The organism is uncultured Cloacibacillus sp., assembly GCF_963926575.1.
GTDB classification, from domain to species: domain Bacteria; phylum Synergistota; class Synergistia; order Synergistales; family Synergistaceae; genus Caccocola; species Caccocola faecigallinarum.
Genome location: NZ_CAWUXW010000004.1, coordinates 111,673 through 134,072, shown reverse-complemented (window position 1 = coordinate 134,072; position 22,400 = coordinate 111,673). Strand labels below are relative to the sequence as shown.

Here is a 22,400-nt window from a genome sequence, read left to right as displayed (position 1 = left end):
TCGGCCTGTTACGCCTGCTTGCTCGGGATCTTGGCAACGACAAGATCTTCGACGACGACGCCGTTGATGAGATGGTCCGCGATGATGCGCGGAACGTCCGTCGGCTTGACCGGTCCGTAGGTGACTCTGTCTTCGCCGGGACGTACGACGTCGAGGAGGGGCTCCTTCTGGCACATGCCGATGCAGCCCGTCTGGAGGACGGCCACGTCGTGAATGTCGCGCTTCGCGAGTTCCTCGAGAACCGCCTTCATGACCTCACGGGCTCCCGCCGCTATGCCGCAGGTGCCCATGCCTATGATTATCTGTCTTTCGTTGAGCTTTCTGGCCTCGGTGTGCTCCTTGGCCTGCGCCTTTATCTTGCGGAGATCTTCAAGACTCTTGATTGCCATGTTCAGTTCCTCCAATCCGGTTTACGCGTACTTGTCGAGGATCGGGCCGACCGATTCCGGTGTAAGTCTGCCGTGCGTGTCGTCGTTGACCATGAAGACCGGCGCGAGGCCGCAGGCGCCTATGCATGCGACCGTCTCAAGCGTGAACTTGAGGTCCGGGGTCGTGGTCTGCCCCTCTTTGAGGCCCAGCTTGTCCTGGATGGCCTTCAGTACTGCCTTGGCTCCGCGGACGTGGCACGCCGTTCCCTGGCACGACCGGATGATGTTTCTTCCTCTCGGCTCGAGATGGAACTGTGCATAGAATGTCACCACGCCGTAAATCTGGCTGATCGGCACTTCGAGCTTGCTGCTGATTTCGATCAGGACTTCCTTCGGCAGGTAGCCGTAGATTTCCTGCGCCTGCTGAAGCACGGGAATGACGCTGCCCTTAGTGCCGCGGTATTTCTCGAGGAGCGCATTCAGCTGCTCCTTCTGCTCCGACGCCTTCTCCACCATAAAACGCACCCTCCTTAGTCTCCTCCCCGGGCCCTCCCGCCCGAAGAAATTAAGTGTAACCCCCAGAAGTTACATCTATGATTTTTTTGCTTTTTCCCCGCCCGAGCCCTCTTGCCAGGGCCGCGGGCAAAGCGCCGCCGTCGCGGCTATTGCGAAAAAGTACACAAAGCAAATTTATTATAGCCCGCTCAAACCGTTGCCGCAACAATTTTTTTGTTCGAGCGGAGCGTAAAAGCCGTTTTTGTTCATTTTTGTTTTTGGATATGGAACAAAGGGACTTGAAAAATACGGCGTTTCCCCGGCGCGGCGGCGTGAAAAATTATTATCGCCGCACGCAGCGGCGCGCGCGGCAAATTTACGGCGAAGTCCGCCGACGCGCGAAGAAGACGCGGACGCGGGGAACCGGCGTGAAACCGCGAAGCGCCGCGCCGCATGTGCCCGGCAGCGTCAGGCGCGCGCCGTCGCGGCGGCTATGCGCCGCTTGCCGGACACGCACGCATCACCGCAGCTCGACGCCGAACGGCGCGCGGTACGAAAAAGGCCGCGCTCTTCGCGCGGCCCTGCGTGCTTTTGGAAAATCCGCTAGTCCTTGAAGACCGGCAGCTTTTCGAGATAAATCAAATCTTTGCCGTCGTAGCCGCCCTCTTCGAGAAGCACGGCGACCTTGCTGGCGACGGTGCAGCCCGTCTTCGCGAGCACCGCTTCGAGCGAATGCAGCGAGCCGCCGGTCGAGACGACGTCGTCCACGACGCAGACGCGCTTGCCGTCGAGCTTCGCAGCGTCCATCTCGTCGATGACGATTATCTGTTTCTCCGAGGTCGTTATCGACTTCGTCTCCTCTATAATCGGGTGCTCCATGTAGGCCTTGACCGACTTGCGCGCGACGACGTAGTCGACGCCCATGCGCGCCGCTATCGCGTGCGTCAGCGGGATGCCCTTCGCCTCGGGGCATACGAGCATGTCTATCTGTCCGAGGCCGCGGATTTTTTCAAGAAGCGCGTCCGCCGCCTTCTCTATCAGCTGCGTGTCGCCGAGCATGACGAACGACGCAATCGTGAGGTGCGGCGCGACGCGTACCTTTTTGAGCTCGCGCGTGATGCCGCAGAGGTGAAGCGTATAGAATTCAGCCATTGTTGAAATCCTCCCTTAAAGTCCGAAGATTACCTTGATCGCCACGCCTGTCAGGAGCCCGTAGAAGGGGTTCCAGCGCGCGGTTGCGATGACGGTGGCGCCTATCACCATGCCCCACGGGGAGAAGCCGAATGGCCCCTGAGCCGCCGGAGCGCTCGCGATAGCCGCCTGAATGTTTGAAATGAAGGTTACGAATACGCCGAGCACGAAAAGGAAGCCCGCGATCGACGAGCTGTGCAGATAACGCCCCATGACGGGAAGCAGCTTGAGGAAAAGGATAGCCGCCATCATCAGCATCATCAGCACCGACGCGCCGACGGGGTGCGGGGCCGTCGCCGTGCCGGAAATTATAGCCTCGACCGGGCCGCCGCCGAAGAAGGACGAGAACATATCCGCGAGCGAGGAGTATATCGCGAGGTGGTCGATGTTTGCGTCGACGCCCGCGATGCTGCCCGTCACCTTGCCGAAGCTGATGTTCGCGCCGATGTTGAGGCACATCAGGCCGAGCGCGCCGGCGATGATCTTCGGGTGCTTCCATACCTGCCACTCGATGTTGCCCGTCGTGAGCTTCTCGTTGGACATGTCGAACTCGATGTGCTGCTGCTGTACCTTGCCCATGTTTTTCAGAATGTTGAAGGCTATCGTCGCGATGATGACCGAGATGATGACCGTCTTCGCGAGGTCGCCCGTTATGAACCATACGGCGAGCGCGGAAATCATCGAGACGCCGCCCGAGTACTTCTCCGAATCGAAAAGGTCTATCGAAAGATAGGCGAGCATGACGCCGACGCCCGCCATCATAGACGTTACGACCGTCGGGCCGACCAGCTCAACTATCTTTTCGTTGAGGCCGAGCAGCGACGGTATGAGGACGAAGACGCCGCCCCAGAAAACCGTGCTGAGACGCTCGCGGCGAGAAGACGCAATCTTGCCCGTTACCGCTATCGTCTCCGCCTGGAACGAAACCGTCGCCACCGAGTCGAAGGCGAACGAACCCGCCGCGCCCACAAGAAACGCCAGCGCCGTCGGGAAGGCTGCGAAGCCGAGCGAGAGCGCGAGAAGTCCCTGCGGAACGCCGTTCAGCACCACCGCCACCGCGGCGAGCAGGTCTGTCATATACGCATCCATTAAAAATTTCCTCCTGCAAGAAAAAATTAAAATAACCAAGCGAAGTTACTCCACGCGCGCGGTTTTGTCAAGAATGCGGCGGAGTAAAAAAGAGGCGTTTTGTTATTTGTAAGCCGGAAGAAATATCGGCGCGGGGCCGCCCTCCGCCGTATAAACATGCCTGATTTTAAGATATAATCTAACTGTGTCGAACCATCAGCAGCAGACGTATTACAAATCTAATTTACCAAGGAGGAAGGAATCAATGCCGACATTGAAGGAATTTCTGCGCAGCGAAGTAAAGCCGGCGCTCGGATGTACCGAGCCGGGGGCCGTGGCGCTCGCGGTGGCACGCGCGTGCGCCGAGCTCCCGGACAGGGGCAACGTCGCGGCCGTGCGCGTCACGGTCAGCGCGAATATTTATAAGAACGGCATGGCCGTCGGCATTCCCGGCGCGGGCGGCGCGCGCGGGAACGCGATAGCGGCGGCGCTCGGGGCGATATGCGGCGACGCCTCGCGCGGCCTCGAGGTTCTCGCGGGCACGAAGCCCGAGGACGTAAAAAAGGCCGAGGCCTGGGTGGAGGAGAAGCGCGCGACTATATACTGCGACCAGGACAGGGGCGGAGTCTACGTCCTCGCCTCGGTATTCACGCCCGAGCACAAGGCCATGTGCCTGATAGAGGGCAGCCATTCGAACATCGTCAAGGTCACGGCGGACGGAGAGACGACGTTCGAGAAGGAGCGCCCCTCCGGCGCTTCGTCGGGATTTGCCGACGACGGCTTCCCGACGCTCTTCGCCGACGTCCTCAAGATGGCGGACGAGATGGACGGCGAGGACGAGGATTTCATCTGGGAGGGCGTCGAGATGAACGACCGCATCGCGGCAGAGGGCATCAAGCCCGCGGGCGGCGGCAGCCTCCAGAGCAGCAATTTCGGACTTATTTTGAGAAACGATGAAAAGGTGGGCGACTTCGTCCCCGTGGCGCTCGAGATACGCACTACGGCGTCGGCGGCGGCCGAGGCGCGCATGTCCGGCGTGCAGCTGCCGGTCATGAGCAGCGCCGGCAGCGGCAACCACGGAATAACGGCGATAATCCCGATAGCGGTGCTGGGACGCCGCGCGGGCAAGAGCCGCCGCGAGATAGCGAAGGCGATAGCGGTCAGCCACCTCGCGACGAGCTTCGTAAAGCGCAACCTCGGCCGTCTCTCGCCGGTATGCGGCTGCTCCGTCGCGGCAGGAGCCGGCGCGGCCGCTGGCATGACATACCTTATGGGCGGCACGTACGACCAAATATGCAGCGCCATGAGCCTGCTGCTTTCGAATATCGCGGGAATGCTCTGCGACGGCGCGAAGGAGAGCTGTGCGCTGAAGGTCGGCTCCGCCTCGTCGGAGGCCTACTGCGCTATGGAGTGGGCGCTCGAGGGACAGCACCTCACAGTTCCGCAGGGCGTCTTCGGCGCTTCGATAGAGGAGACGGTCGCGAACGTCGGGCGCGTCTCTCGCGAGGGCATGAAGACGGTGGACCGCGTCATGATAGACATCCTCGACGAACGCCACAGGCCGAACGCGGAGGCCTTCTGACGCTTCGCCGGTACAATATATATAAACGCAGGGGACGGCGAAAGCCGTCCCTTTTTTATCCCCGCGCGCGAAGCCGGTTTTCTTTTTACGAAACATGCCGCCTGCATCGTCCTTCGGCTTCTTCCCATAACGGCGCGGGCGTTGGTATAATATCCGAACTAGGTACCTCGAAACCGTTACGCGGAAAAGGCCACGCCCCCGCGCAATGATATAGCGACGACATAATTTCCATAAGCAATACGAAACGCGCGTAACGACGCGCCGGCTTCCACATACCGGCGCGGAAACCAAAAATCATACCGAAGAGGTAAAACAGCCATGACGCAAGTAAGCGAAGCTCTGGGACGCAAAATCAGAGAGATAAGAAAGAACAGACGCTGCACGCTCGAGGAGCTCGGGCAGGCCGTACACAAAAGCAAGGCGACGCTCTCCAAGTACGAAACGGGCGACATAGTCATCGACGTCGAGACCCTCTACGAGATTGCGCGCGCGCTGCGCGTCTCGGTCTTCAGCCTGATGAATCTGCCGGTCGAGGAATGCTGCGCCGAGCTGCCCGCGCCCGACATGCGCGGCCGCGACGTATTCGCCTCGCCGCTGCTCTACCTCTACTACTACGGCGGCGAGGAGCGTGCGGTCCACAGAAGCGTCATAGAACGCGACGCCGACGGCTGCGGCGCGAAGCTCTACCACGAGGTTTCCTCCTTCGACGACTACTGCCTCTGCTCGAAGGTCTACAAGGGGCAGGTGCAGGAATATTCTTTCTACACGCGGCTGCCCTTCGAGAACGAATTCTGCCGCCTCGACAGGATTATGATGATCTTCCCGTCGATGCTCAACGGGCAGAACTTCCTGCTCGGCCACATGCTCATGATGAACCTCGCGAACCAGCCCGTCAGCGTGAAGGCGCTCGTCGCGAACCACGTAATGGCGGAGGACAAGCGTTTCCGCACCATGCTCCAGGTCTCGCGCGAGGAGATACGCCGCGTCCGCCGCACCAACTATTTCACCATCGACCGCGTCTCCGAGGCCGAGGCGTAGCGCGAAGCCCCGCGCCGCAGCATGTCCGCCGCGCCTCTCCGCGCGGCGGTTTCTTATAAATACACGGGAAGCTGCCGTTCGCGCCGCAAAATAAGTAAAATTACCGATTGCTCCGTCAAATTATCTACTTTGTCTATTTTTATGAGAAATTAGGCGTCGTATATTTCGCGCGGCGAAATTTCGCGAGGTTGCGGCGCGCCGGCGCTTCGCCTATATTACAGGCGTACTCCGGAAATTCCGGGAACGCGAAGTGGCTCCGGCGCGGGGCGCTTCCCAGCGCGGCGGAGCGCAGAGGCGCGCAAATTTGTCAACGCTTCGATAATTTGACGCGCGGACGAAAACGACGGGAGTGATTCCTATGAACGATAAAGACGACAGAAGTGCCGGAGCGCCGTCGCCGTCGCCCGATTCGGTCAGGCGCTCGTACCTCGTGCAGGGGCGGCCTACGGGCCGCCCTTTTTCGCGTCCCGGCGCGGAAGCCCCGGTTTTGTATAAATAGACGCGCGCGTGCCGCCGCGGGCAGCGCGTCGCGAAGCCTTCTCAAAAATCTTCGTTATCCGCAATTTTATCTATTTATAAGAAACTTATCGCCGCCGCCGTATCGCGCCGCGATATATCTTAAATTTGCCGCGAAGCCGCCTCACGCCTATATTTGTCGCAGTTCCGCCGGGCCGGGCGAGGCGTCGGAAGCGCGCGGCGTACAGGATATTGCGAGGGTGATAATGAAATGTTCAAAACGCACGGCAAAAAACGAAATCTATGGTTGGCCGCGGCCTGCATGGTTCTTATGTGCGCGTCCGAGGCTGCGGCCGAAACCGCCGTCGCGGACGTCGCGCATATCATCGACTCCAGCCTCCCCGGCAAGGCGGGACAGGCCTTCGTCGACGGGCTGAGACGGCAGCTCGACGTTGAAATACAGGAATACGCGGAGAAAATCCGCACGTCGTCGAATGTCGAGGCGCTGCTCGCGCAAAAGTGCGCCGAGGCCGAGGCCGCATACAACGCGGAAATGTCGCGTGTCTCCGCCCTGCTGATGGACGCGCTGCGCTCCGTCGCCGAAAAGTGGCTGCACGGCAACAAACGCGGCGTGAAGGTAATCGTCCTCGCGAGCGAAGCGCTCGCCGCGTCGCCCGGCGCGGACGTGAGCGACGAGCTCCGCCGCCGGCTCGACAGGATTTCCATAGATTTTACGAAAAAATAAAATTGCAGGGGTGATCCGCAATGAAAGACGAAGAGAAGAAAAACGAGTACCCGACGCCGTCGCGCAAGTCGGTGCGTGCGTCGTACATATGGTTCATAGTTGTCATGATCTTCATGCTCGTATTCTGCGCGCTCTTCCTGAGCTCCGCTTCGGCGGAGGCGAGCTACACTGCGGGCGGCGGAACGACGGTCGGCGACACATCCTCCTCGTCGGTGAGCATCGGTGCGGGCGGCCTCAATGGCGCGGTTACAAACGGCTCCGACTGCGTATCCGTAGGCGCGGCAGCGGCGGCCAAGAACAACGGGGCGACTGCGGTAGGCGCTCATTCAGCTGTAGACGTAAACTATGGCGTAGCGCTCGGCGCATACACGGAAGCTCACAGGCGGACGGCCGACGGCGGCTATTATATGCCCGAAGCGGCGTCGGAGGCTGAGAAACAGGCGGTCTCGAACACTGCGCGCGCCGCGGACGGCAAATACTACGGCGTCGCCTCGATAGGCAACAACGAACATACGCGGCAGCTCGTCGGCATCGCGGCGGGCTCATTGGACACCGACGCCGCGAACGTCTCGCAGCTCAAAAAAGAAAACGCGCAGAACAAAGAGACGATAAGCGAGCTCCGGAAAGCGTCGCACAAAAAATAACGAAAGACATCCATCGCCGCGGACGGCGTGCATTTCCTCCTAAAGCGGGGATACTCCCCTCCATAGCGCGGGCGGCCTGCGGGCCGCCCTTTTTACTGCCGCGCGGCGGCGGAACGGGCGGGCGGACGCTATTTAGTGTATAATTCATAAATGGAGCCGGGGGCGCAAAACGCTTCCGGCTCCGCTCAAAAAACGGAAGAAAGGACAGTGTTATAAAATGAAAAGAAACATCAAAAACGCAGCCGCGGCCCTCGTGATATGCGCCGCATTCGTCTTCGCCGTACCGGCGGCCCGCGCGCTCGACCTCGGCGACGTCCTCAAAAAAGGCGCGATAGGCGTAGCCGGAGGCTGGCTCGTCACCGCCATATCGCCCCAGATGAACGACTTCATCAACACAATCACCTTCAACAAAGGCGTAGCCTACGACGGCTACACCAAAGTCGTCCCGATAGTATCCATAGGCGACGGCGCGCGCATCGGCGCGGCCCAGGTCGGCGCAAACACCCAGAGCGCGATAGACCGCACCAAGGCCGTCGCGCAGCTCGAAGGCGAATTCAGCAGCGTCCGCGCCACCGCGCTGATCCCGATAGACTCGCTCAATCCGCTCAAACAGTTCCGCCGCGTCAAAGGCGTCGGCGTCACTGCGATAATCAACGTAAAACTGTAGGTTGACCGAAATGTCCGACTACCGTCCGCAGCTCCACGACATACAGAAAGCCAAGCAGCGCATCAGCGGCGTCGTCGTCAACACGCCGCTCACGCTCAACGCCCAGCTCTCCGAACGCTACGCCGCAAACGTCTGGCTCAAGCGCGAAGACATGCAGATAGTGCGCTCCTACAAAATCCGCGGCGCGTACAACAAAATCGCAAGCCTCTCGCCCGAAGAGCTCGCGCGCGGCGTAGTCTGCGCCTCCGCGGGCAACCACGCGCAGGGCGTCGCGCTCGCCTGCAGCAAACTCGGCATAATGGGCACCATATTCATGCCCAAGCCCACGCCGAACCAGAAAATCCACCAAGTCAAAATGTTCGGCAAAGACAACGTCAACATAGTCCTCACGGGAGACACCTACGACGACTCCTGCGCCGAAGCGCTTGCGTGGTGCCGCGAACACGACGGGACCTTCATCCACCCCTTCAACGACCCGCAGATAATCGAAGGACAGGCCACCCTCGGCCTCGACATACTCAACGAAGCCTGCTGCGACTTCCACTACGTCCTGCTCCCCATCGGCGGCGGCGGCCTCATGTCAGGCGTCGGCAGCGTATTCAAAAGCCTCAGCCCAGAAACCTGCGTAGTCGGCGTAGAAGCCTCCGGCGCGGCCTCCATGCGCGCCGCCTTCGACAAAGGCGAGCCCGTCGCCCTGCCCGAAATAGACAACTTCGCCGACGGCATCGCCGTCCGCAAAGTCGGCGACGTAACCTTCGACATCTGCCGCGAAGTCGTCGACAAACTCGTCGCCGTCCCCGAAGGCCAGATATGCACCACCATCCTGCGCCTCTACAACGAAAGCGCGATGGTAGTCGAGCCTGCGGGCGCAGTCTCCGTAGCCGCGCTCGAGAACATCAAAGACGAAATCCGCGGCAAAAACGTCGTCTGTGTCATAAGCGGCAGCAACAACGACATAACGCGCATGGAAGAGATAAAAGAGCGCTCGCAGCTCCACGAAGGGCTCCAGCACTACTTCATCGTCCGCTTCCCGCAGCGCGCCGGAGCCCTCCGCGAATTCCTCGAACGCGTCCTCGGCCCCGACGACGACATAACCTTCTTCGAATACTCAAAGAAAAACTCGCGCGAACGCGGCCCCGCGGTTGTAGGCATAGAACTCCAGCGCGCCTCCGACTACGCCCCCCTCATCAAACGCATGAAGGAACACAACATCGTCTACGAATACCTCAACGACAAACCGGATCTGTTCCAGTTCCTGATATAAGCACGCAAAACGAGGATGGGAGCATCGTTCCCATCCTCGTTTTCTAGTATTGCGTAATTCTTATTGTATATTGAAAAAACTGGCCGGTAATTTTTTATAGAACTCGCGAATAAGCAGTTCTTTCGCCCCGTATTTGTCGTATTCATTCCAAAGCGGATCTGAATCCGGATCGACGTACAGCGGGAAATGGCGGTCTACAAACTCTGGCGATAGAATTTTTCCCAACTCGTCCGCCTGTGCCGCCAACCTTTCTTCCGTATCTTTCGCCCATGCGTGCAGCGCTTTAGCCATAACTGTCTCTGCAGACTCCGGGCAGCGCTCGGTCATCACTTCGAGCATGTAATAATACACTCTTACACACAGCGAGTTAAAACCGGACTTACCTTCCGCGGGCGCGCCTGAAATTACCGGCTTAGTGTAATTTGGGTCGCATTCTGGGAAGCACTGCGGCTTATACTCGTCGGGCACATTGGCTTTGCGCAGCACGATGTGGAAATCGCAGTATTCGTCGCCGTCTTCCGTCAGCGTGCGCGCCAGATTCACCTGCGTAAGGCCGAATGCATATTCCTGATAGCAGGCGCGGTGAAATTCCTCGCAGTAAATCCTGCCGATTTTCTTAGCGCCGTACTTTTCCCAAACCTCAGCCATCGGACATATCAGCGTGTGCGAGTTGCGTTCCTCCTCCGTCAGCATCAGCCGGTCACGGCGGAAACGCGGATCAGGCGGCAAATCGCTGCAGACTCCGAACAGGCTGTGCATATTGATTTTTACATTCAAATCTAAGTGTTTCTGTCTGCGTTTGCGCCCCCTGTCTCTGCCGTAGCGGCGTGTGGCCTCTCTAACTACAGTTTCGCCCTCGTCGCCGAGCTCTTGGATTATCTGGCGGGACAATAAAAGATACATTATAGTATAGCTGTCCTGCAGATGTATCGTTTCAATCTGTTCCGGAGTAAACATATTCGTCATCTCCTTTAGCGCATAGCGGCGTCAAACGCAGCGGCGAAAGGTGCTAATTGTGCGTCTTCGCGCATTGTTTCAAAGTCGAATGGGCAATTCCGAGACAGGAAGTCGCCGTCGACTTTCTGTTCCATACATGTCGCCCTGTTCTTTAAGAAGGAGGCTATCGCCTCTCCCGCAGTCCTGATGCCGGACGCCGCAGTTTTTTCATCGACGCTGCCTGAGACGAACGCCGTAAGCATCATCCGCGACGAATATGCGAGCGCTTCATGGGCGTCGGGATTTTCAGATTCGGCGTCGTCCGGCTGGCAGGTTTCCATAAAACTGTCAAAATATTTGCGCCAACAGTCGCCTGGGATGTTGCCGGGCCTGTAATATGAAGCTATCCGGCAGTGCGTGTTGCGCGGCTCAGTAAGCACTTCGGAGACGTTCACCTGAGCGACTTTGCCCGTGTAGGCCTCAATGCAGGCGGCTGTGTATTCCTCGCAGAAGATTTTCGCTTCTTTCTGCATATTATACAGCGCCGCGCAGTGCGCGAACGGGCAGCGAACAACGTTGAACAGCGCGGTCTGCTCGTTAAGCCGCTGGCATTCGCAGACCAGCCTGGGGTCTTCGCAGTGGTAACGTGATTTTGTGTAGAAATTCAGCAGGTTCGGCTTGAAGCCTCTTTTCTGATGCGCCTCAAGCTCGGCGGTTCCCATGAGCTCGCCGTACCGGCGCACGGTTCTTCTCAGTTTTTCCTCGCTTTTTATGCTTCCGTCCGCAAGCGCGCTTTTCGCCATAAACAGATAAAACAAGCTCCGGCAATCGCATAAATTCTGCGCTTCTAGGTCTTGTATTCTATTCATCTTATGTCCTTTCGTAATATCGTCTCCGTAAAATACTGAAACAGCGGGGCCATGTCCGGGCCGGCCTGCGTGAGCTTTCCCACTCCCGTCATTCTTTCCGGGTGCCATTGAACGGCCAGGATTGGAAGCTCTTTATGGCAGAAACCTTCTATTATTCTCCCGTCCGCCGAATAGGCTAAGGGCACAAGCCCAGGCGCGAGCGATTTCACAGCCTGATGGTGAAAGCTGTTCACTATAAATTTTTCTCCGAACAGCCTGGATATAACAGAGTTTTTCACCGCGTCGATTTCATGAATGCTGTCGTACGGATGGCTGACGTGCAATTTTTCGGTAATATCCTGATAAAGCGTGCCGCCCATCAAAACGTTAATCATCTGCATTCCGCGGCAAATGCCGAACACCGGCTTTCCCGCTTCCATGAAGGCTTTGAAGCAGGCGGCCTCGGTCCTATCGCGCCATTCGTCGCTCTGCCCGCACTGGGAGATTTTTTCTTCGCCGTACAGCTTCGGGCTGACATCAACGCCGCCGGTTAGAAATAGACCGTCGGCTATCTCTGCGAGCTGTTCCGCCGCGCCGTTTTCTCCGCCGCTTGCGCATACGACCGTACACCCAGCGCATATGAAGGCGTCGGCGTAGTTCTTATATGTTGCTATGCGCGTCAGCGTATTCGGGGCGGTGTCGCTCGCTGCAGTCATAAGGAGCAGCGGTTTTTTGGGGGCGCTCATCGCGTTTCAGAGTCCGACGCTATATTGTATGCCGTTCCGCGAAGCCCGGCGCTTTCCAGAATATGTCTGAAACATTCTTTAAGCACGGCGCAGCGCGCGGCGTCGTCCATAGGCGAATCCTCCCACTCCTTTTCGATGAACGCAGGGTCGCAGTCGGGGAAGCATACGGCGTTCTCGTCCTGGCTCATATTTGTTCTGCGGAGGTAGCATGATATGCGGCAGAATTCGTCTCCCTCGTTGGTCAGGGTTTTTCCCAGATTGATCTGGGCCTTTTCATTCGACGCGGCTTTGATATAGGCCGGGTAAAATTCTTCGCAGAAGGCGTGTCCGAGCTCCGCGTCTTCCTCGTTCCACACTCTGGCGAACGGACACTCGAGTATGTTGACGAAAAGCTGCTCTTCACTCTTTTCAATCCATTCGCGCACGGCACCGTCTCTGGTGCATGGTATGCCCCACCCGTCGTCGAAAGCATGCTTCAAGTTTGTTTTCTGCCCGGCGTTGATCATAAATTCCTTGCGCATCCGTCCTATCGTGCCGCCGTACATCCTTATAGCCTGTCTTAAGGCTATTTTCCCCTCAAACTCGCTTTCCTTAACCAGCGCCAAGGCTATATCTATAAAAAGTCGGGCGAACTTATTCGATTCGGCGCGTCCGCAGTCACACGTGCTCATTTCATGCCAACCCCTTTCAGCAGAACTTCTATGAAGCAGTCTTGGAGCAGTTTTTTAGCTCCGTATTTATCGTATTCCTTCCAGAGCGGCTCGCTGTCTGTGTCTATAGATATGGGCAGATGCCCTTCTAAAAACGCCGCGTCGATTTTCTGCTCCGTGGCCTCCGCGCGCCGGATGAACTCTGCGGCCTGCTCGCGCGCCGCGTTCCGCAGCCCCTCTCCGACAAGCGCGCGGCCGTTGTCTCCCAGCGTTTCTGCCGCGCATTCGAGAAGATAGAAATATATCTTAATCCAAAGCATATTGAAGCCGCTTTTCCCCTGCGGCTTGGGCATCGGCGTTTCCGGTTTTTTATATCCAGGGTCGAACTCCTCAAAGCTGAGACGGCGCTCTTCGTCCGTAAGATTTTCCGGCCTGTATGTATGGTAGAAACAGCAGCGGTCATCCCCGTCCTGCGTCAGGCTTCTGCTGAGATTGATCTTCGCCTTGCCGAACGAAAAAGCCTCGTAACAGGCCAAATGAAACTCTTCACAATAGATGCGCCCCAGATATTTCGCGTCATAGCGCTTCCAGACATCCGCGAACGAACAGATCAAAGTATCGCTGATGCGCTCTTCTCTCGTATTGCGTATGACCTTGGAGGTAAAACGCGGCTCGCCCGGACGGTCGCGCCCTTCGTTGAAGAGCGTCAGGAGATTGATTTTGATGTTGTTGTCCATCAGGCGTTTTTGATTTGTGAGCCCTCTGTCTCTCCCGTACCGGCGCACCGCCTCGCGAAGGATTCTCTCCCCTTCGTCTCCCTTACGCAGAGTCAATTCTTTTGCGACAAACGTATAAAGAATCACCCAGCTGTCTTGCAGACACTCCAGCTTTATATCCTCAAGTCGTTTTATCATGGATGCGAAGTCCTTTCGATTATATTGTTTGATCTGGGCGCCGCGAAGCGCCCAGATCAGCGAAGGTTACTTTTTCTTCTTTCTTGAGTAATTGGGCCACTCACACCAGAATCTATACATCATCCAGAGAACAAACCCGCTTAAAATCACGAGACATCCGTATACTAGAATATCCATGTTGCGCTCCTTTCTTACGGCTTAGGCGCTGGCCTGCTCGATAGTGATGTCGCGTCCGTCCTTGGCGAGCGGAGTTATGACGGCGAGCAGCACGGCGCTCAGAGCAATACCGTAAACGATAGGCGGAAGATTGAACCATACAAATCCCATCAGCTCGCAGATTACCGCGAAGCCGCCGCCGCATATAATCGCAGTCAGCGCTGCCGCGTTGGACTTCTTTTTCTTCGAGAACAGGCCGTACAGCATCGGAACCAGGCAGCCGCCGACATAGGCGGTCGCGCTCAGAGTCCAAACCGATATGATATCCGGCAGTATGATTGCGAAGCCGAGTCCCAGAAGCCCGATTGCCAGGATAGACGCCTTTGTTACTATAACCATCTGCCTGTCCGTCGCTTTTGGATTGATGATTGTTTTGTAAATGTCTACGGAAACGTTAGTCGCGCCGGTTAGCATATATGAGTCTGCCGTCGACATAATCGCGGCCATAAGGGCAACAATGGCGAGCCCTCTGATGCCTACCGGAAGATAGGTCGTGAGCAGCGTGGCGAAGACCATGTCCTTCGGGGTCTCTGCGGGAAGCAGCACCACGGCCGACAGCCCCATAACCATGGCCATAAACGCAATCATCAGCTGCGGGAAAGCGACGATTAAATTACTGAGACGCGCGGTGTTGGCGTCCTTCGCGGCGAAGAACCTGGCGTATCTGTTTCCATCGATAAGCACCGGCAGCGCCGTCGCGCATAGGAATTTAACGGAATCCGACATATTCAGCTGGAAATGGCTTGCAGGTACGGCTGCACTGATGCCGCTCCATCCGCCGGCTTCCGTGTAGGCTATCGCAGCGGCGACGATAATTCCGACAGTGAGGAAAATAAACTGGACGTAGTCCGTCATCGCAACGCCCCACATACCGCTGGAAAGCGTGTAGAGCAGAACTATGCCCATACCGATGATCATGCCCATCCTCATCTCCACGCCGAGCAGGATGTGAAGGCACATCCCGAGAGCGATCGACTGCATGGCGGGGCCGCTCCCCATCTGATATATCGCGCAGAACAGCCCGCCGAGAGCCTGACATTTTTTCCCGTAAACCCTGCCGAGCATTTCAGGAGCTGTGAAGCCGCCTATATTGCGCATCTTCTTCGCCAGGAACAGCGCCATAAAAATATTGATGCCGAACAGAACCAGCAGCTTCGGGATTTCCATAATGCCCGCGGCGAAGCCGTTTCCGGTCGATCCGGTAAGGACGCCGCCCCCGACTCCAGTCGCCAGGAACGTAGCGGTCAGCACGGAGAGGCCGAGCTTTTTATCGGCTACGGCGAAATCCTCCATGCTGTCGGACGTTTTGAAGTACGCGCCTATTACGACCATAAAGATCATATAAACGACGACCAGCATCCAGTCTATAATGTGCATGGTACCCCTCCTAAGATATGTTATGTTTTTTGTTTTTGCTTTTACGTAAGTGAAAACAGCTGCGCGCACAAACCGTTTTGCTGAGGATAGTATAATAATTGACACGTAAACCCCGCTAATATAAGATTTTAATATCGGCGTTTAGTATTTAGACGAAAGAATGCGAGTGAGTGCCGTGACCTTTGATCAGTTACGCCATGTGCTGGAAATCGAGAAAACTAGATCCATAAACGAAGCCGCCAATAATCTTTTTCTTTCGCAGTCGGCGCTGTCTTTGTCGTTAAAAACGCTAGAATCTGAAATCGGGCAGACGATTTTTATACGCAACAACAAGGGCGTTGCGCTGACACCTTTTGGCAAGATTTTCATTTCGTATATCAAGCCGATAAACGCGCAGATGATGCAGCTGTATAATCTGTGTAACAAATCGATGGACAGGCAGCAGCTTTCGTTAAAGGTGACAAGCCAGGGCTTCCGTTTCGTCAGCAGTATATTAGCCCGGCTCTACAAACGATATAAAAGCGTCGGGATATGTCTGGAAGAATTCGACTGTGCGAGCGACGACGCCATCGACGTGGTCTCCAATCGCCTTGTGGAAATTGGCGTCATACGTCTTTGGACATGTTACAAGCAGCTGTACACTAAGCAGCTTGAGTCGAAATCAATTTCTTTTTATCCAATCGCGCGTAAGAAGCTCTGTGTTTTAGTCGGGAGGAACAGCCCGCTGTATTATCTTGAAAATGACAGCGTTTCCGCAGATGAGCTGAAAGATTATCCGGCGGTCATGCATGACTATATGGCGCACGGCCCGTACTCTGATATTATGGACAGGCTCGGACTCAACATGTCCCGCAACTGTCTGGTCACGGCCTCTCGCGCCGTAGTCTACGATATGCTGAACCTCACCGACGCATATTTCCTAAGCTCGGATTTGCAGTCTGTCTACCGCTATTTTGAAAATGAAAATATGCCGACCAATGAAAATCGTATGCTCATGCTCGAAGGCTCGGATATCATGGCAGAGTTTGGATGGATCAAACACAACTTGTATCAGCCGAGCACCATAGCTCGAGAGTTTATATCAATACTGGAACAGGCGCTGAGTTTATAAGAAATATCAATATCTGTTATCACGCCGCGATATAACTGACGGCGTGATTTTGCGGCTTCGGAGATTTTTTTTCGTCGTTCGCGCCATGTCCGCCGCTTTGACGGTGTATTTCCAGCACAGCAATGCCATATAACGGTTAACTGCTACTCACATCGTACATGAATTGGCCTCCTTATAATGCGCGGTTACAATAGCCGCGTAGACAAAGGGGCGATTGCTGTGAGTAAAACTATTGGTATTTTGGGCGGCATGGGAGCTCTCGCGACTGTGGATCTCTTTCATAAAATCGTCGATATGACATACAGTGACAGCGATTCTGGTCATCTGCATATCATAGTGGATAACAATACGCTTATCCCAGACAGGACCAAGGCGATTCTGCATAACGGCCCCAGTCCTTTGCCTGAGATGATACGTTCAGCAATATCATTGGAACGCAGCGGAGCTGATATTCTTATCATGGGGTGCAACACGGCACATTATTATTACCGCGATATTTGCCATTTTGTCAAAGTGCCTTTTCTTAATATGATAAAAGAAACAGCCGCAGAGGCGCGCCGCCGTTCATTCTGTCGAGTCGGTCTGTTGGCGACCGACGGCACGATAGAGTCCGGCGTATATAAGAACGAATTTTTGGAGGAACATATAGACTTATTGACTCCGGAAGCTGGGCATCAGAGTGCCGTGATGGATATTATCTATCGCGGCGTAAAGGCTGGGCGCTCTGAGTGGAATACTGCGCCGCTTGCGGATACGCTGCGAGATCTGGAAAAACGCGGCGCGCAGGCAGTCATATTGGGATGCACGGAACTACCGCTGGCGTTTAACATCTATCATATAAATTCGCGCACCCCTCTTATAGACCCAACCGCTGTCTTGGCCCGTCAAGCGATTTTAGCGGCTGGTGGTCGTGTGCGCGAGATAGCGTTCTGTGTTTAGCCCGATGTTTTAACTGCTTTAATACTTTCTTCATAACCCACCCCAATACTGCCGCATTTGCCTGTCGTTTGACGCAGCGCAGAAGTCGCGGAAAAATCGTTGCCATGTCCTAGCCTTCATGGGCGTAGCGGTGCGCGCCGGTCATGCGCTCCAGATGCCACTGTGCGGCGCGTATTGGGAGGCTTTCATGCGAGAGCACCTCGATTATGCGCCCGTTTTCGGAGAATGCGACAACTGCGGGCTCTTCTCCGTCGTTCGTGCAGACCAAGAACGGTGCTCGCTAGCTTCGGTTATCGCCCTCGCGTAGTTTTCAAACAGTTCAAACTACGCCATGCCGCGATTTTCGTTGTATCTCGTGTCGCCAGCAGAAGTATTACATGCTTCATTTCGTAAGTTCCTCTTTTGTTTTTTTGCGAGTATAGCATATGACGCTGTTCAGAGCGCGGGGGCTGCTCGTTTGCCGTCGTCAGTCTTTTTCCTCCGCGAGCTCCATCCGCAGTATCGGGTAGGGTTTGCCGCAGTCGTCGGTTTCGCGGCGGCTGACGGTTTGGAAGCCGTGTTTTTCGTAGAAGCGGCGGGCGCGCGGGTTTTGTTCGTTGACGTCGACGGAGCGGACGCCGCGCGCTAGGGCTTCGCGCATCAGCGCCGCGCCAGCGCCGCGGCCGAAGTATTCCGGCGCGGCGAAGAGCGCGTCGAGGTGCGCGCCGGTGATTCCCATGAAGGCCACGGCTTTGCCGTCCGCGCGCGCGGTCATCACGAGCGGCAGGCTCTTTATCGCCTCGACGACGTAGGGCTTATAAAATTCGACGCCGCCCTCGGCGAGGAAGTCGTGCGTCGCGCGCACGGAGCTTTCCCAGAGTTCGGCGAGTTCTGCAACGAGCGCGTCGGTGCGTTCGGTTTCTTCGTGAAGCGTAAATTCTTCGGGCATTTCGCTGTTCTCCTTTTCCGCCGCGGATTTACGGCTTTTTATAAGGTTATCGGCAGAGCATCGCAAGCGTGCGGTTCATAAAACTGTGCGGGCATGTTCGATTCCTACACGCCTCCGCCGTAAAAAAGCGCCCCTTGCGGGGCGCTTGCCTTGTTTATCTTTCTCTGTCCTTCGCCGGTTCGTGCTGCGGTTCCTGGCTTTCTTCCATGTGTTTGTATTTTCTGTAGCGCTCGGCAGCTTCGCGCGTTCCCTCCGCGAAGTATTTCGCGGCGTTTTCGGGGAAGGTGCGTTTGAGCGCCGAGTAGCGTACTTCGCCGTCGAGGAAGTCCTCGTAGGCCATCGTCGGGGCCTTGGAGTCTATCGTCAGCGGCTTTTCTTTGCGCGGGTCGTAGCGGTAGAGTATCCAGTAGCCCGCGTCTACGGCGCGCTTCATTTCTGCCTGCGCTCCGCCCATGCCGCATTTGAGGCCGTGCGAGAGGCAGGGCGTGTAGGCTATGACGACGGAGGGGCCTTCGTATTCCTCGGCCTCGCGCAGCGCCTTGACGAGCTGGTTCATGTCCGCGCCCATCGCGACCTGCGCGACGTAGATGTTGCCGTAGGTCATGAGCATCGCGCCGAGGTCTTTTTTCGCGACGCGCTTGCCGCTGATGCAGAACTGCGCGACCGCGCCGATCGGCGTCGCCTTCGAGGACTGGCCGCCGGTGTTGGAGTAGACTTCCGTGTCTACGATGAGCGCGTTGACGTTTTCGCCCATCGCGAGCACGTGGTCGAGGCCGCCGAAGCCGATGTCGTAGGCCCAGCCGTCGCCGCCGTACATCCAGAAGGTTTTCTTCGACAGGTGGTCCTTGCCCGCGAGCATTTCGCGCGCCGTCTCCGCGGCTTCGCCCGAGAGCTGCGCCGCGGAAAGTTCCGCGACGAGCGCCGCGCCCGCCTTGGGCGACTCGTCGAAGTCGTCGAAGGCCGCGAGCCAGTGTTTCAGCGCCGCGGCGAGGCCTGCGGGAATTTCCATGCCGAGGAGCTTTTCGGCGCGGAGTTTCTCCGCCTCGCGCTGCTGTTTGACGGAGAGGAACATTCCGAGGCTGAACTCGGCGTTGTTCTCAAAGAGCGAGTTCGACCACGCGGGGCCTTTGCCGGCCTTGTTCTTCGTGTAGGGGATGCCGGGCATCGCGCCGCCCCAGGCCTGCGAGCATCCGGTCGCGTTGGCCCAGTAGACGCGGTCGCCGAAGAGCTGCGTCATAAGCTTCGCGTATGGCGTCTCTCCGCAGCCGGCGCAGGCCGCCGAGAATTCGAGCAGCGGCTGGCGGAACTGGCTGCCCTTGACGGTCCACGGGTCGAAGGCTCCTTCCTTGTCGCTTATCGTAAGGCCGTAGGCCCACTGCTCTGGCAACGACTTCGACTGCTCTATCGGGACCATCTTGATGGCTTTCTCCTTCGCGGGGCAGACGGAGACGCAGCTGGCGCAGCCTGTGCAGTCGTCGCGGCTGACCTGCATCGAGAAGTGGAGGCCCTTGTTCCCCATCGCGGGCATCGTCAGGAAGCCCTGCGGCGCGGCGGCCTTTTCCTCTTCGGTGAGCAGGTACGGACGGATGACTGCGTGCGGGCAGACGTAGGAGCATCTGTTGCACTGTATGCAGCGCGCGGGGTCCCACTCTGGGACGCTGGTCGCTATCGCGCGTTTCTCGAAGGCCGTGAGGCCGAGCTCGACGGTGCCGTCCTCGTAGCCCTTGAAGGCGCTGACCGGGAGGTCGTCGCCCTGCTGGCGGTTGATGGGCTCGAGCAGCTTTTCGACGATTGCTGGCTCTCCCGCGGGGCGCGCCTGCTTCGGCTCGTCCTTCGCCTCGAGCCACGAGTCGGGGATGTCTATGCGCACGAGCATCGCGCCGCCGTCTTCTATCGCCGCGATGTTGTTGTTGACGACTTCGTCGCCCTTCGCGAAGAAGGTCTTGCGCACGGCGTCTTCCATGTAGTGCTTCGCGTCCTCTATCGGGATAAGGTCGACGAGGTGGAAGAAGGCCGACTGGAGCGGGATGTTGACGTGGCTGCCGAGGTGGTGCTTCTCGGCTATCTTCGTCGCGTTTATCGTGTAGAGCTTCGCGTGCTTCCGCGCAAGCTTGCGGCGGATGTCCGCGGGGATTTTCGATTCAAGCTCGTCCGGCTCCCACGGGCAGTTGAGCAGCAGTGTGCCGCCCTCCTTGAGCTCGCTGACTATGTCGTAGTGCTGGATATAGGTCGGGTTGTGCGCCGCGACGAAATCCGCGAGCTTGACGAGGTACGACGAGCGTATCGGCGTGTCGGAGAAGCGCAGGTGCGATATCGTGACGCCGAAGGATTTCTTCGCGTCGTACTCGAAGTAGGCCTGGCCGTATTTGCTCGTGTAGCTGTTGATGATGTCTATCGTGTTCTTGTTCGCGCCGACTGTGCCGTCGCCGCCGAGCCCCCAGAACTTGAAGGAGAGCTGGCGCGCGCCGTCGGGGTTGACGCGCGGGCCGAGCGGCAGCGAGAGGTGCGTCACGTCGTCGTTGATGCCTATCGTGAAGTTGTTCTTCGGGGTCTCCTGCGCGAGGTTGTCGAACACCGCGATTATCTGCGTCGGGTCGGTGTCCTTCGACGAGAGGCCGTAACGCCCGCCGACGATGACGGGGCGCGTGGAGCTGCCCGAGAAGGCGGTGCATATATCCTGATAAAGCGGCCCGCCGTTCGAGCCCATCTCCTTGCAGCGGTCGAGGACGGCGATTTTGCGCACGCTCTTCGGAATCGCGCGGAAGAGGTGCTCGACGGAGAACGGACGGAAGAGATGTACCTGCACGTAGCCCGTTTTGCGTCCCTGCGCGTTGAGGTAATCGACGGCTTCTTCGGCCGCGCCGCTGACGGAGCCCATCGCGATGACGATTTCCTCCGCGTCGGGCGCGCCGTAGTAGTTGAAGAGGTGGTACTCGCGGCCCGTTATCTCGCTTATCTTCGCCATGTAGTCCTCGACTATGCCGGGCAGCGCGTCGTAGAAGCCGTTGTTCGCCTCGCGCACCTGGAAGTAGATGTCGGGGTTCTGCACGGTGCTGCGCATCATCGGGTGCTCGGGGTTCAGCGCCTCGGCGCGGAACTGCGCGAGCGCCTCACGGTCGAGCAGCGAGGCGAGCGTCTCGTAGGGCATCGCCTCGACCTTGTCTATCTCGTGCGAGGTGCGGAAGCCGTCGAAGAAGTGCATGAAGGGGATGCGCCCCTTTATCGCCGCGAGGTGCGCGACGCCGCCGATGTCCATGATTTCCTGCACGCTGCCCGTCGAGAGCTGCGCGAGGCCGCACTGGCGGCAGTTCATGACGTCGGAGTGGTCGCCGAAAATCGAGAAGGCGTGCGTGCCGACGGTGCGCGAGGCGACGTGGAGCACGCCCGGGTGCCTCTGCCCCGAGAGCCTGTGAAGCACGGGGATCATCAGCATGAGCCCCTGCGACGACGTGAATGACGAGGCAAGCGCGCCGGTCTCGAGCGCGCCGTGAACCGCGGCTGCGGCCCCGGCCTCGGACTGCATCTCTATCAAAGTGACGGGCTGGCCGAAGATGTTCTTCTTCCCCTTGGCCGACCATGCGTCGGTCTTTTCGGCCATCGGCGAGGAGGGCGTTATCGGATATATCGCCGCGACTTCGGTGAAGGCGTAGGCGATGTAGGCCGCGGCCTCGTTGCCGTCCATCGTTACCAGATGTCTTTCGTTCAAAACCATGAACCCCTTTCAGATAAGAACTTCTATAAAACGTATATAAATATTCCGTATTCAATCAGATTGTATCACAGAGAAGGAGAAGAGCGAGGGACACGAATCTCGTCATGCCGGGCTTGACCCGGCATCCAGCGGCGTTAAATACCGTAACGTATGGGAACCAAAGACGCTGGATTCCGCGTCAAGCGCGGAATGACGGTTATCATGCGGCTTGTTGGAAATCATGCCCTTCACACTTCCAAGTCGTTCCAATACGGGTTTTCCTTCTCGATGAGCGCGATTTTCCACGCGCGCCGCCACTTCTTCAGCTTTTTCTCCGCGGCTATCGCTTCAAGCATCGTCGGAAGACACTCGTACCAGACCAGCCTATGCACGCCGTACTTTTTGGTGAAGCCGTCGACTATCCCGGCTTTGTGCTGGGCTATCCTCTGCGGAAGGTTCGACGTGACGTCGACGTAAAGCGTCCCGTTCCTTTTGCTCGCGAGGATATAGACGGCCGGCTCCACCT

Annotated in this window: 24 protein-coding genes; 10 read left to right on the top strand and 14 right to left on the bottom strand. The window is 57.5% G+C overall.

What is annotated here, in order from left to right:
- Positions 1-8 precede the first annotated feature (8 nt).
- Together ABGT66_RS10640 and nuoE are read right to left on the bottom strand one after the other, a co-directional pair.
- Entirely contained in the window at positions 9-389 is a 381-nt protein-coding gene (locus ABGT66_RS10640; protein ID WP_300262745.1) for a (2Fe-2S) ferredoxin domain-containing protein, read from the bottom strand.
- Positions 390-410: 21 nt separating this feature from the next.
- Positions 411-884 carry an NADH-quinone oxidoreductase subunit NuoE gene (gene nuoE, locus ABGT66_RS10635; RefSeq protein WP_294192059.1) on the bottom strand — a complete coding sequence of 158 codons (474 nt, stop codon included), beginning with the start codon at positions 882-884 and terminating at the stop codon, positions 411-413.
- Positions 885-961: 77 nt separating this feature from the next.
- Here nuoE and ABGT66_RS10630 point away from each other — a divergent pair, with 77 nt between their 5' ends.
- Positions 962-1,477, top strand: coding sequence for a hypothetical protein (locus ABGT66_RS10630; protein WP_346690575.1), 516 nt, complete (start codon positions 962-964; stop codon positions 1,475-1,477).
- Here the strand turns inward: ABGT66_RS10630 and ABGT66_RS10625 are convergent.
- Positions 1,467-2,015 carry a phosphoribosyltransferase family protein gene (locus tag ABGT66_RS10625; RefSeq protein WP_303147132.1) on the bottom strand — a complete coding sequence of 183 codons (549 nt, stop codon included), beginning with the start codon at positions 2,013-2,015 and terminating at the stop codon, positions 1,467-1,469. The genes ABGT66_RS10630 and ABGT66_RS10625 overlap by 11 nt on opposite strands.
- A gap of 15 nt (positions 2,016-2,030) precedes the next feature.
- Positions 2,031-3,143, bottom strand: coding sequence for an NCS2 family permease (locus ABGT66_RS10620; RefSeq protein WP_346690574.1), 1,113 nt, complete (start codon positions 3,141-3,143; stop codon positions 2,031-2,033).
- 244 nt (positions 3,144-3,387) lie between these two features.
- Here ABGT66_RS10620 and ABGT66_RS10615 point away from each other — a divergent pair, with 244 nt between their 5' ends.
- From ABGT66_RS10615 to ilvA, 7 genes are all read left to right on the top strand, one after another.
- The gene (locus ABGT66_RS10615) at positions 3,388-4,704 is read left to right on the top strand and encodes an L-serine ammonia-lyase, iron-sulfur-dependent, subunit alpha (RefSeq protein ID WP_346690573.1); all 1,317 of its coding nucleotides are present in this window, start codon (positions 3,388-3,390) and stop codon (positions 4,702-4,704) included.
- A gap of 318 nt (positions 4,705-5,022) precedes the next feature.
- On the top strand, positions 5,023-5,742 hold the full coding sequence (locus ABGT66_RS10610) for a helix-turn-helix transcriptional regulator (RefSeq protein WP_346690572.1): 720 nt from the start codon (positions 5,023-5,025) through the stop codon (positions 5,740-5,742).
- Between the two features lie 358 nt (positions 5,743-6,100).
- Positions 6,101-6,241 carry a hypothetical protein gene (locus ABGT66_RS10605; RefSeq protein ID WP_346690571.1) on the top strand — a complete coding sequence of 47 codons (141 nt, stop codon included), beginning with the start codon at positions 6,101-6,103 and terminating at the stop codon, positions 6,239-6,241.
- A 228-nt stretch (positions 6,242-6,469) separates the two neighbouring features.
- On the top strand, positions 6,470-6,943 hold the full coding sequence (locus tag ABGT66_RS10600) for a hypothetical protein (protein ID WP_346690570.1): 474 nt from the start codon (positions 6,470-6,472) through the stop codon (positions 6,941-6,943).
- Positions 6,944-6,963: 20 nt separating this feature from the next.
- Positions 6,964-7,587, top strand: coding sequence for a hypothetical protein (locus ABGT66_RS10595; protein ID WP_346690569.1), 624 nt, complete (start codon positions 6,964-6,966; stop codon positions 7,585-7,587).
- A 217-nt stretch (positions 7,588-7,804) separates the two neighbouring features.
- Positions 7,805-8,254, top strand: a complete 450-nt coding sequence (locus ABGT66_RS10590) for a hypothetical protein (protein WP_346690568.1) — start codon at positions 7,805-7,807, stop codon at positions 8,252-8,254.
- A gap of 10 nt (positions 8,255-8,264) precedes the next feature.
- Positions 8,265-9,518, top strand: a complete 1,254-nt coding sequence (ilvA, locus tag ABGT66_RS10585; RefSeq protein WP_294192035.1) for a threonine ammonia-lyase IlvA — start codon at positions 8,265-8,267, stop codon at positions 9,516-9,518.
- A gap of 60 nt (positions 9,519-9,578) precedes the next feature.
- On the opposite strand, the gene ABGT66_RS10580 is transcribed toward ilvA, so the two are convergent.
- The 6 genes from ABGT66_RS10580 to ABGT66_RS10555 form a co-directional block, all read right to left on the bottom strand.
- The gene (locus ABGT66_RS10580) at positions 9,579-10,475 is read right to left on the bottom strand and encodes an L-2-amino-thiazoline-4-carboxylic acid hydrolase (protein ID WP_346690567.1); all 897 of its coding nucleotides are present in this window, start codon (positions 10,473-10,475) and stop codon (positions 9,579-9,581) included.
- A 14-nt stretch (positions 10,476-10,489) separates the two neighbouring features.
- The gene (locus tag ABGT66_RS10575; protein WP_346690566.1) at positions 10,490-11,272 is read right to left on the bottom strand and encodes a hypothetical protein; all 783 of its coding nucleotides are present in this window, start codon (positions 11,270-11,272) and stop codon (positions 10,490-10,492) included.
- 47 nt (positions 11,273-11,319) lie between these two features.
- Positions 11,320-12,018, bottom strand: a complete 699-nt coding sequence (locus tag ABGT66_RS10570) for a gamma-glutamyl-gamma-aminobutyrate hydrolase family protein (RefSeq protein WP_346690565.1) — start codon at positions 12,016-12,018, stop codon at positions 11,320-11,322.
- Between the two features lie 26 nt (positions 12,019-12,044).
- Positions 12,045-12,719, bottom strand: a complete 675-nt coding sequence (locus ABGT66_RS10565; RefSeq protein ID WP_346690564.1) for an L-2-amino-thiazoline-4-carboxylic acid hydrolase — start codon at positions 12,717-12,719, stop codon at positions 12,045-12,047.
- On the bottom strand, positions 12,716-13,612 hold the full coding sequence (locus tag ABGT66_RS10560) for an L-2-amino-thiazoline-4-carboxylic acid hydrolase (protein WP_346690563.1): 897 nt from the start codon (positions 13,610-13,612) through the stop codon (positions 12,716-12,718). Before ABGT66_RS10560 ends, ABGT66_RS10565 begins: the two co-directional genes overlap by 4 nt.
- A 198-nt stretch (positions 13,613-13,810) precedes the next feature.
- Positions 13,811-15,205 (bottom strand): sodium:solute symporter family protein, encoded by a 1,395-nt coding sequence (locus tag ABGT66_RS10555; RefSeq protein ID WP_346690562.1) that lies wholly within the window; start codon positions 15,203-15,205, stop codon positions 13,811-13,813.
- A 175-nt stretch (positions 15,206-15,380) separates the two neighbouring features.
- On the opposite strand from ABGT66_RS10555, the gene ABGT66_RS10550 reads away from it, so the two are divergent.
- A complete protein-coding gene (locus ABGT66_RS10550) occupies positions 15,381-16,316 on the top strand; it encodes a LysR family transcriptional regulator (RefSeq protein ID WP_346690561.1) in 936 nt (311 codons plus the stop codon).
- A gap of 219 nt (positions 16,317-16,535) precedes the next feature.
- Positions 16,536-17,255, top strand: a complete 720-nt coding sequence (locus ABGT66_RS10545; protein WP_346690560.1) for an amino acid racemase — start codon at positions 16,536-16,538, stop codon at positions 17,253-17,255.
- Positions 17,256-17,364: 109 nt separating this feature from the next.
- On the opposite strand, the gene ABGT66_RS10540 is transcribed toward ABGT66_RS10545, so the two are convergent.
- The 4 genes from ABGT66_RS10540 to ABGT66_RS10525 form a co-directional block, all read right to left on the bottom strand.
- Positions 17,365-17,523 carry a hypothetical protein gene (locus ABGT66_RS10540; protein WP_346690559.1) on the bottom strand — a complete coding sequence of 53 codons (159 nt, stop codon included), beginning with the start codon at positions 17,521-17,523 and terminating at the stop codon, positions 17,365-17,367.
- A 198-nt stretch (positions 17,524-17,721) separates the two neighbouring features.
- Positions 17,722-18,183, bottom strand: a complete 462-nt coding sequence (locus ABGT66_RS10535) for a GNAT family N-acetyltransferase (RefSeq protein WP_346690558.1) — start codon at positions 18,181-18,183, stop codon at positions 17,722-17,724.
- A gap of 154 nt (positions 18,184-18,337) precedes the next feature.
- A complete protein-coding gene (nifJ, locus tag ABGT66_RS10530) occupies positions 18,338-21,865 on the bottom strand; it encodes a pyruvate:ferredoxin (flavodoxin) oxidoreductase (RefSeq protein ID WP_346690708.1) in 3,528 nt (1,175 codons plus the stop codon).
- Between the two features lie 257 nt (positions 21,866-22,122).
- A complete protein-coding gene (locus tag ABGT66_RS10525) occupies positions 22,123-22,398 on the bottom strand; it encodes a GIY-YIG nuclease family protein (protein ID WP_346690557.1) in 276 nt (91 codons plus the stop codon).
- Positions 22,399-22,400 lie beyond the last annotated feature (2 nt).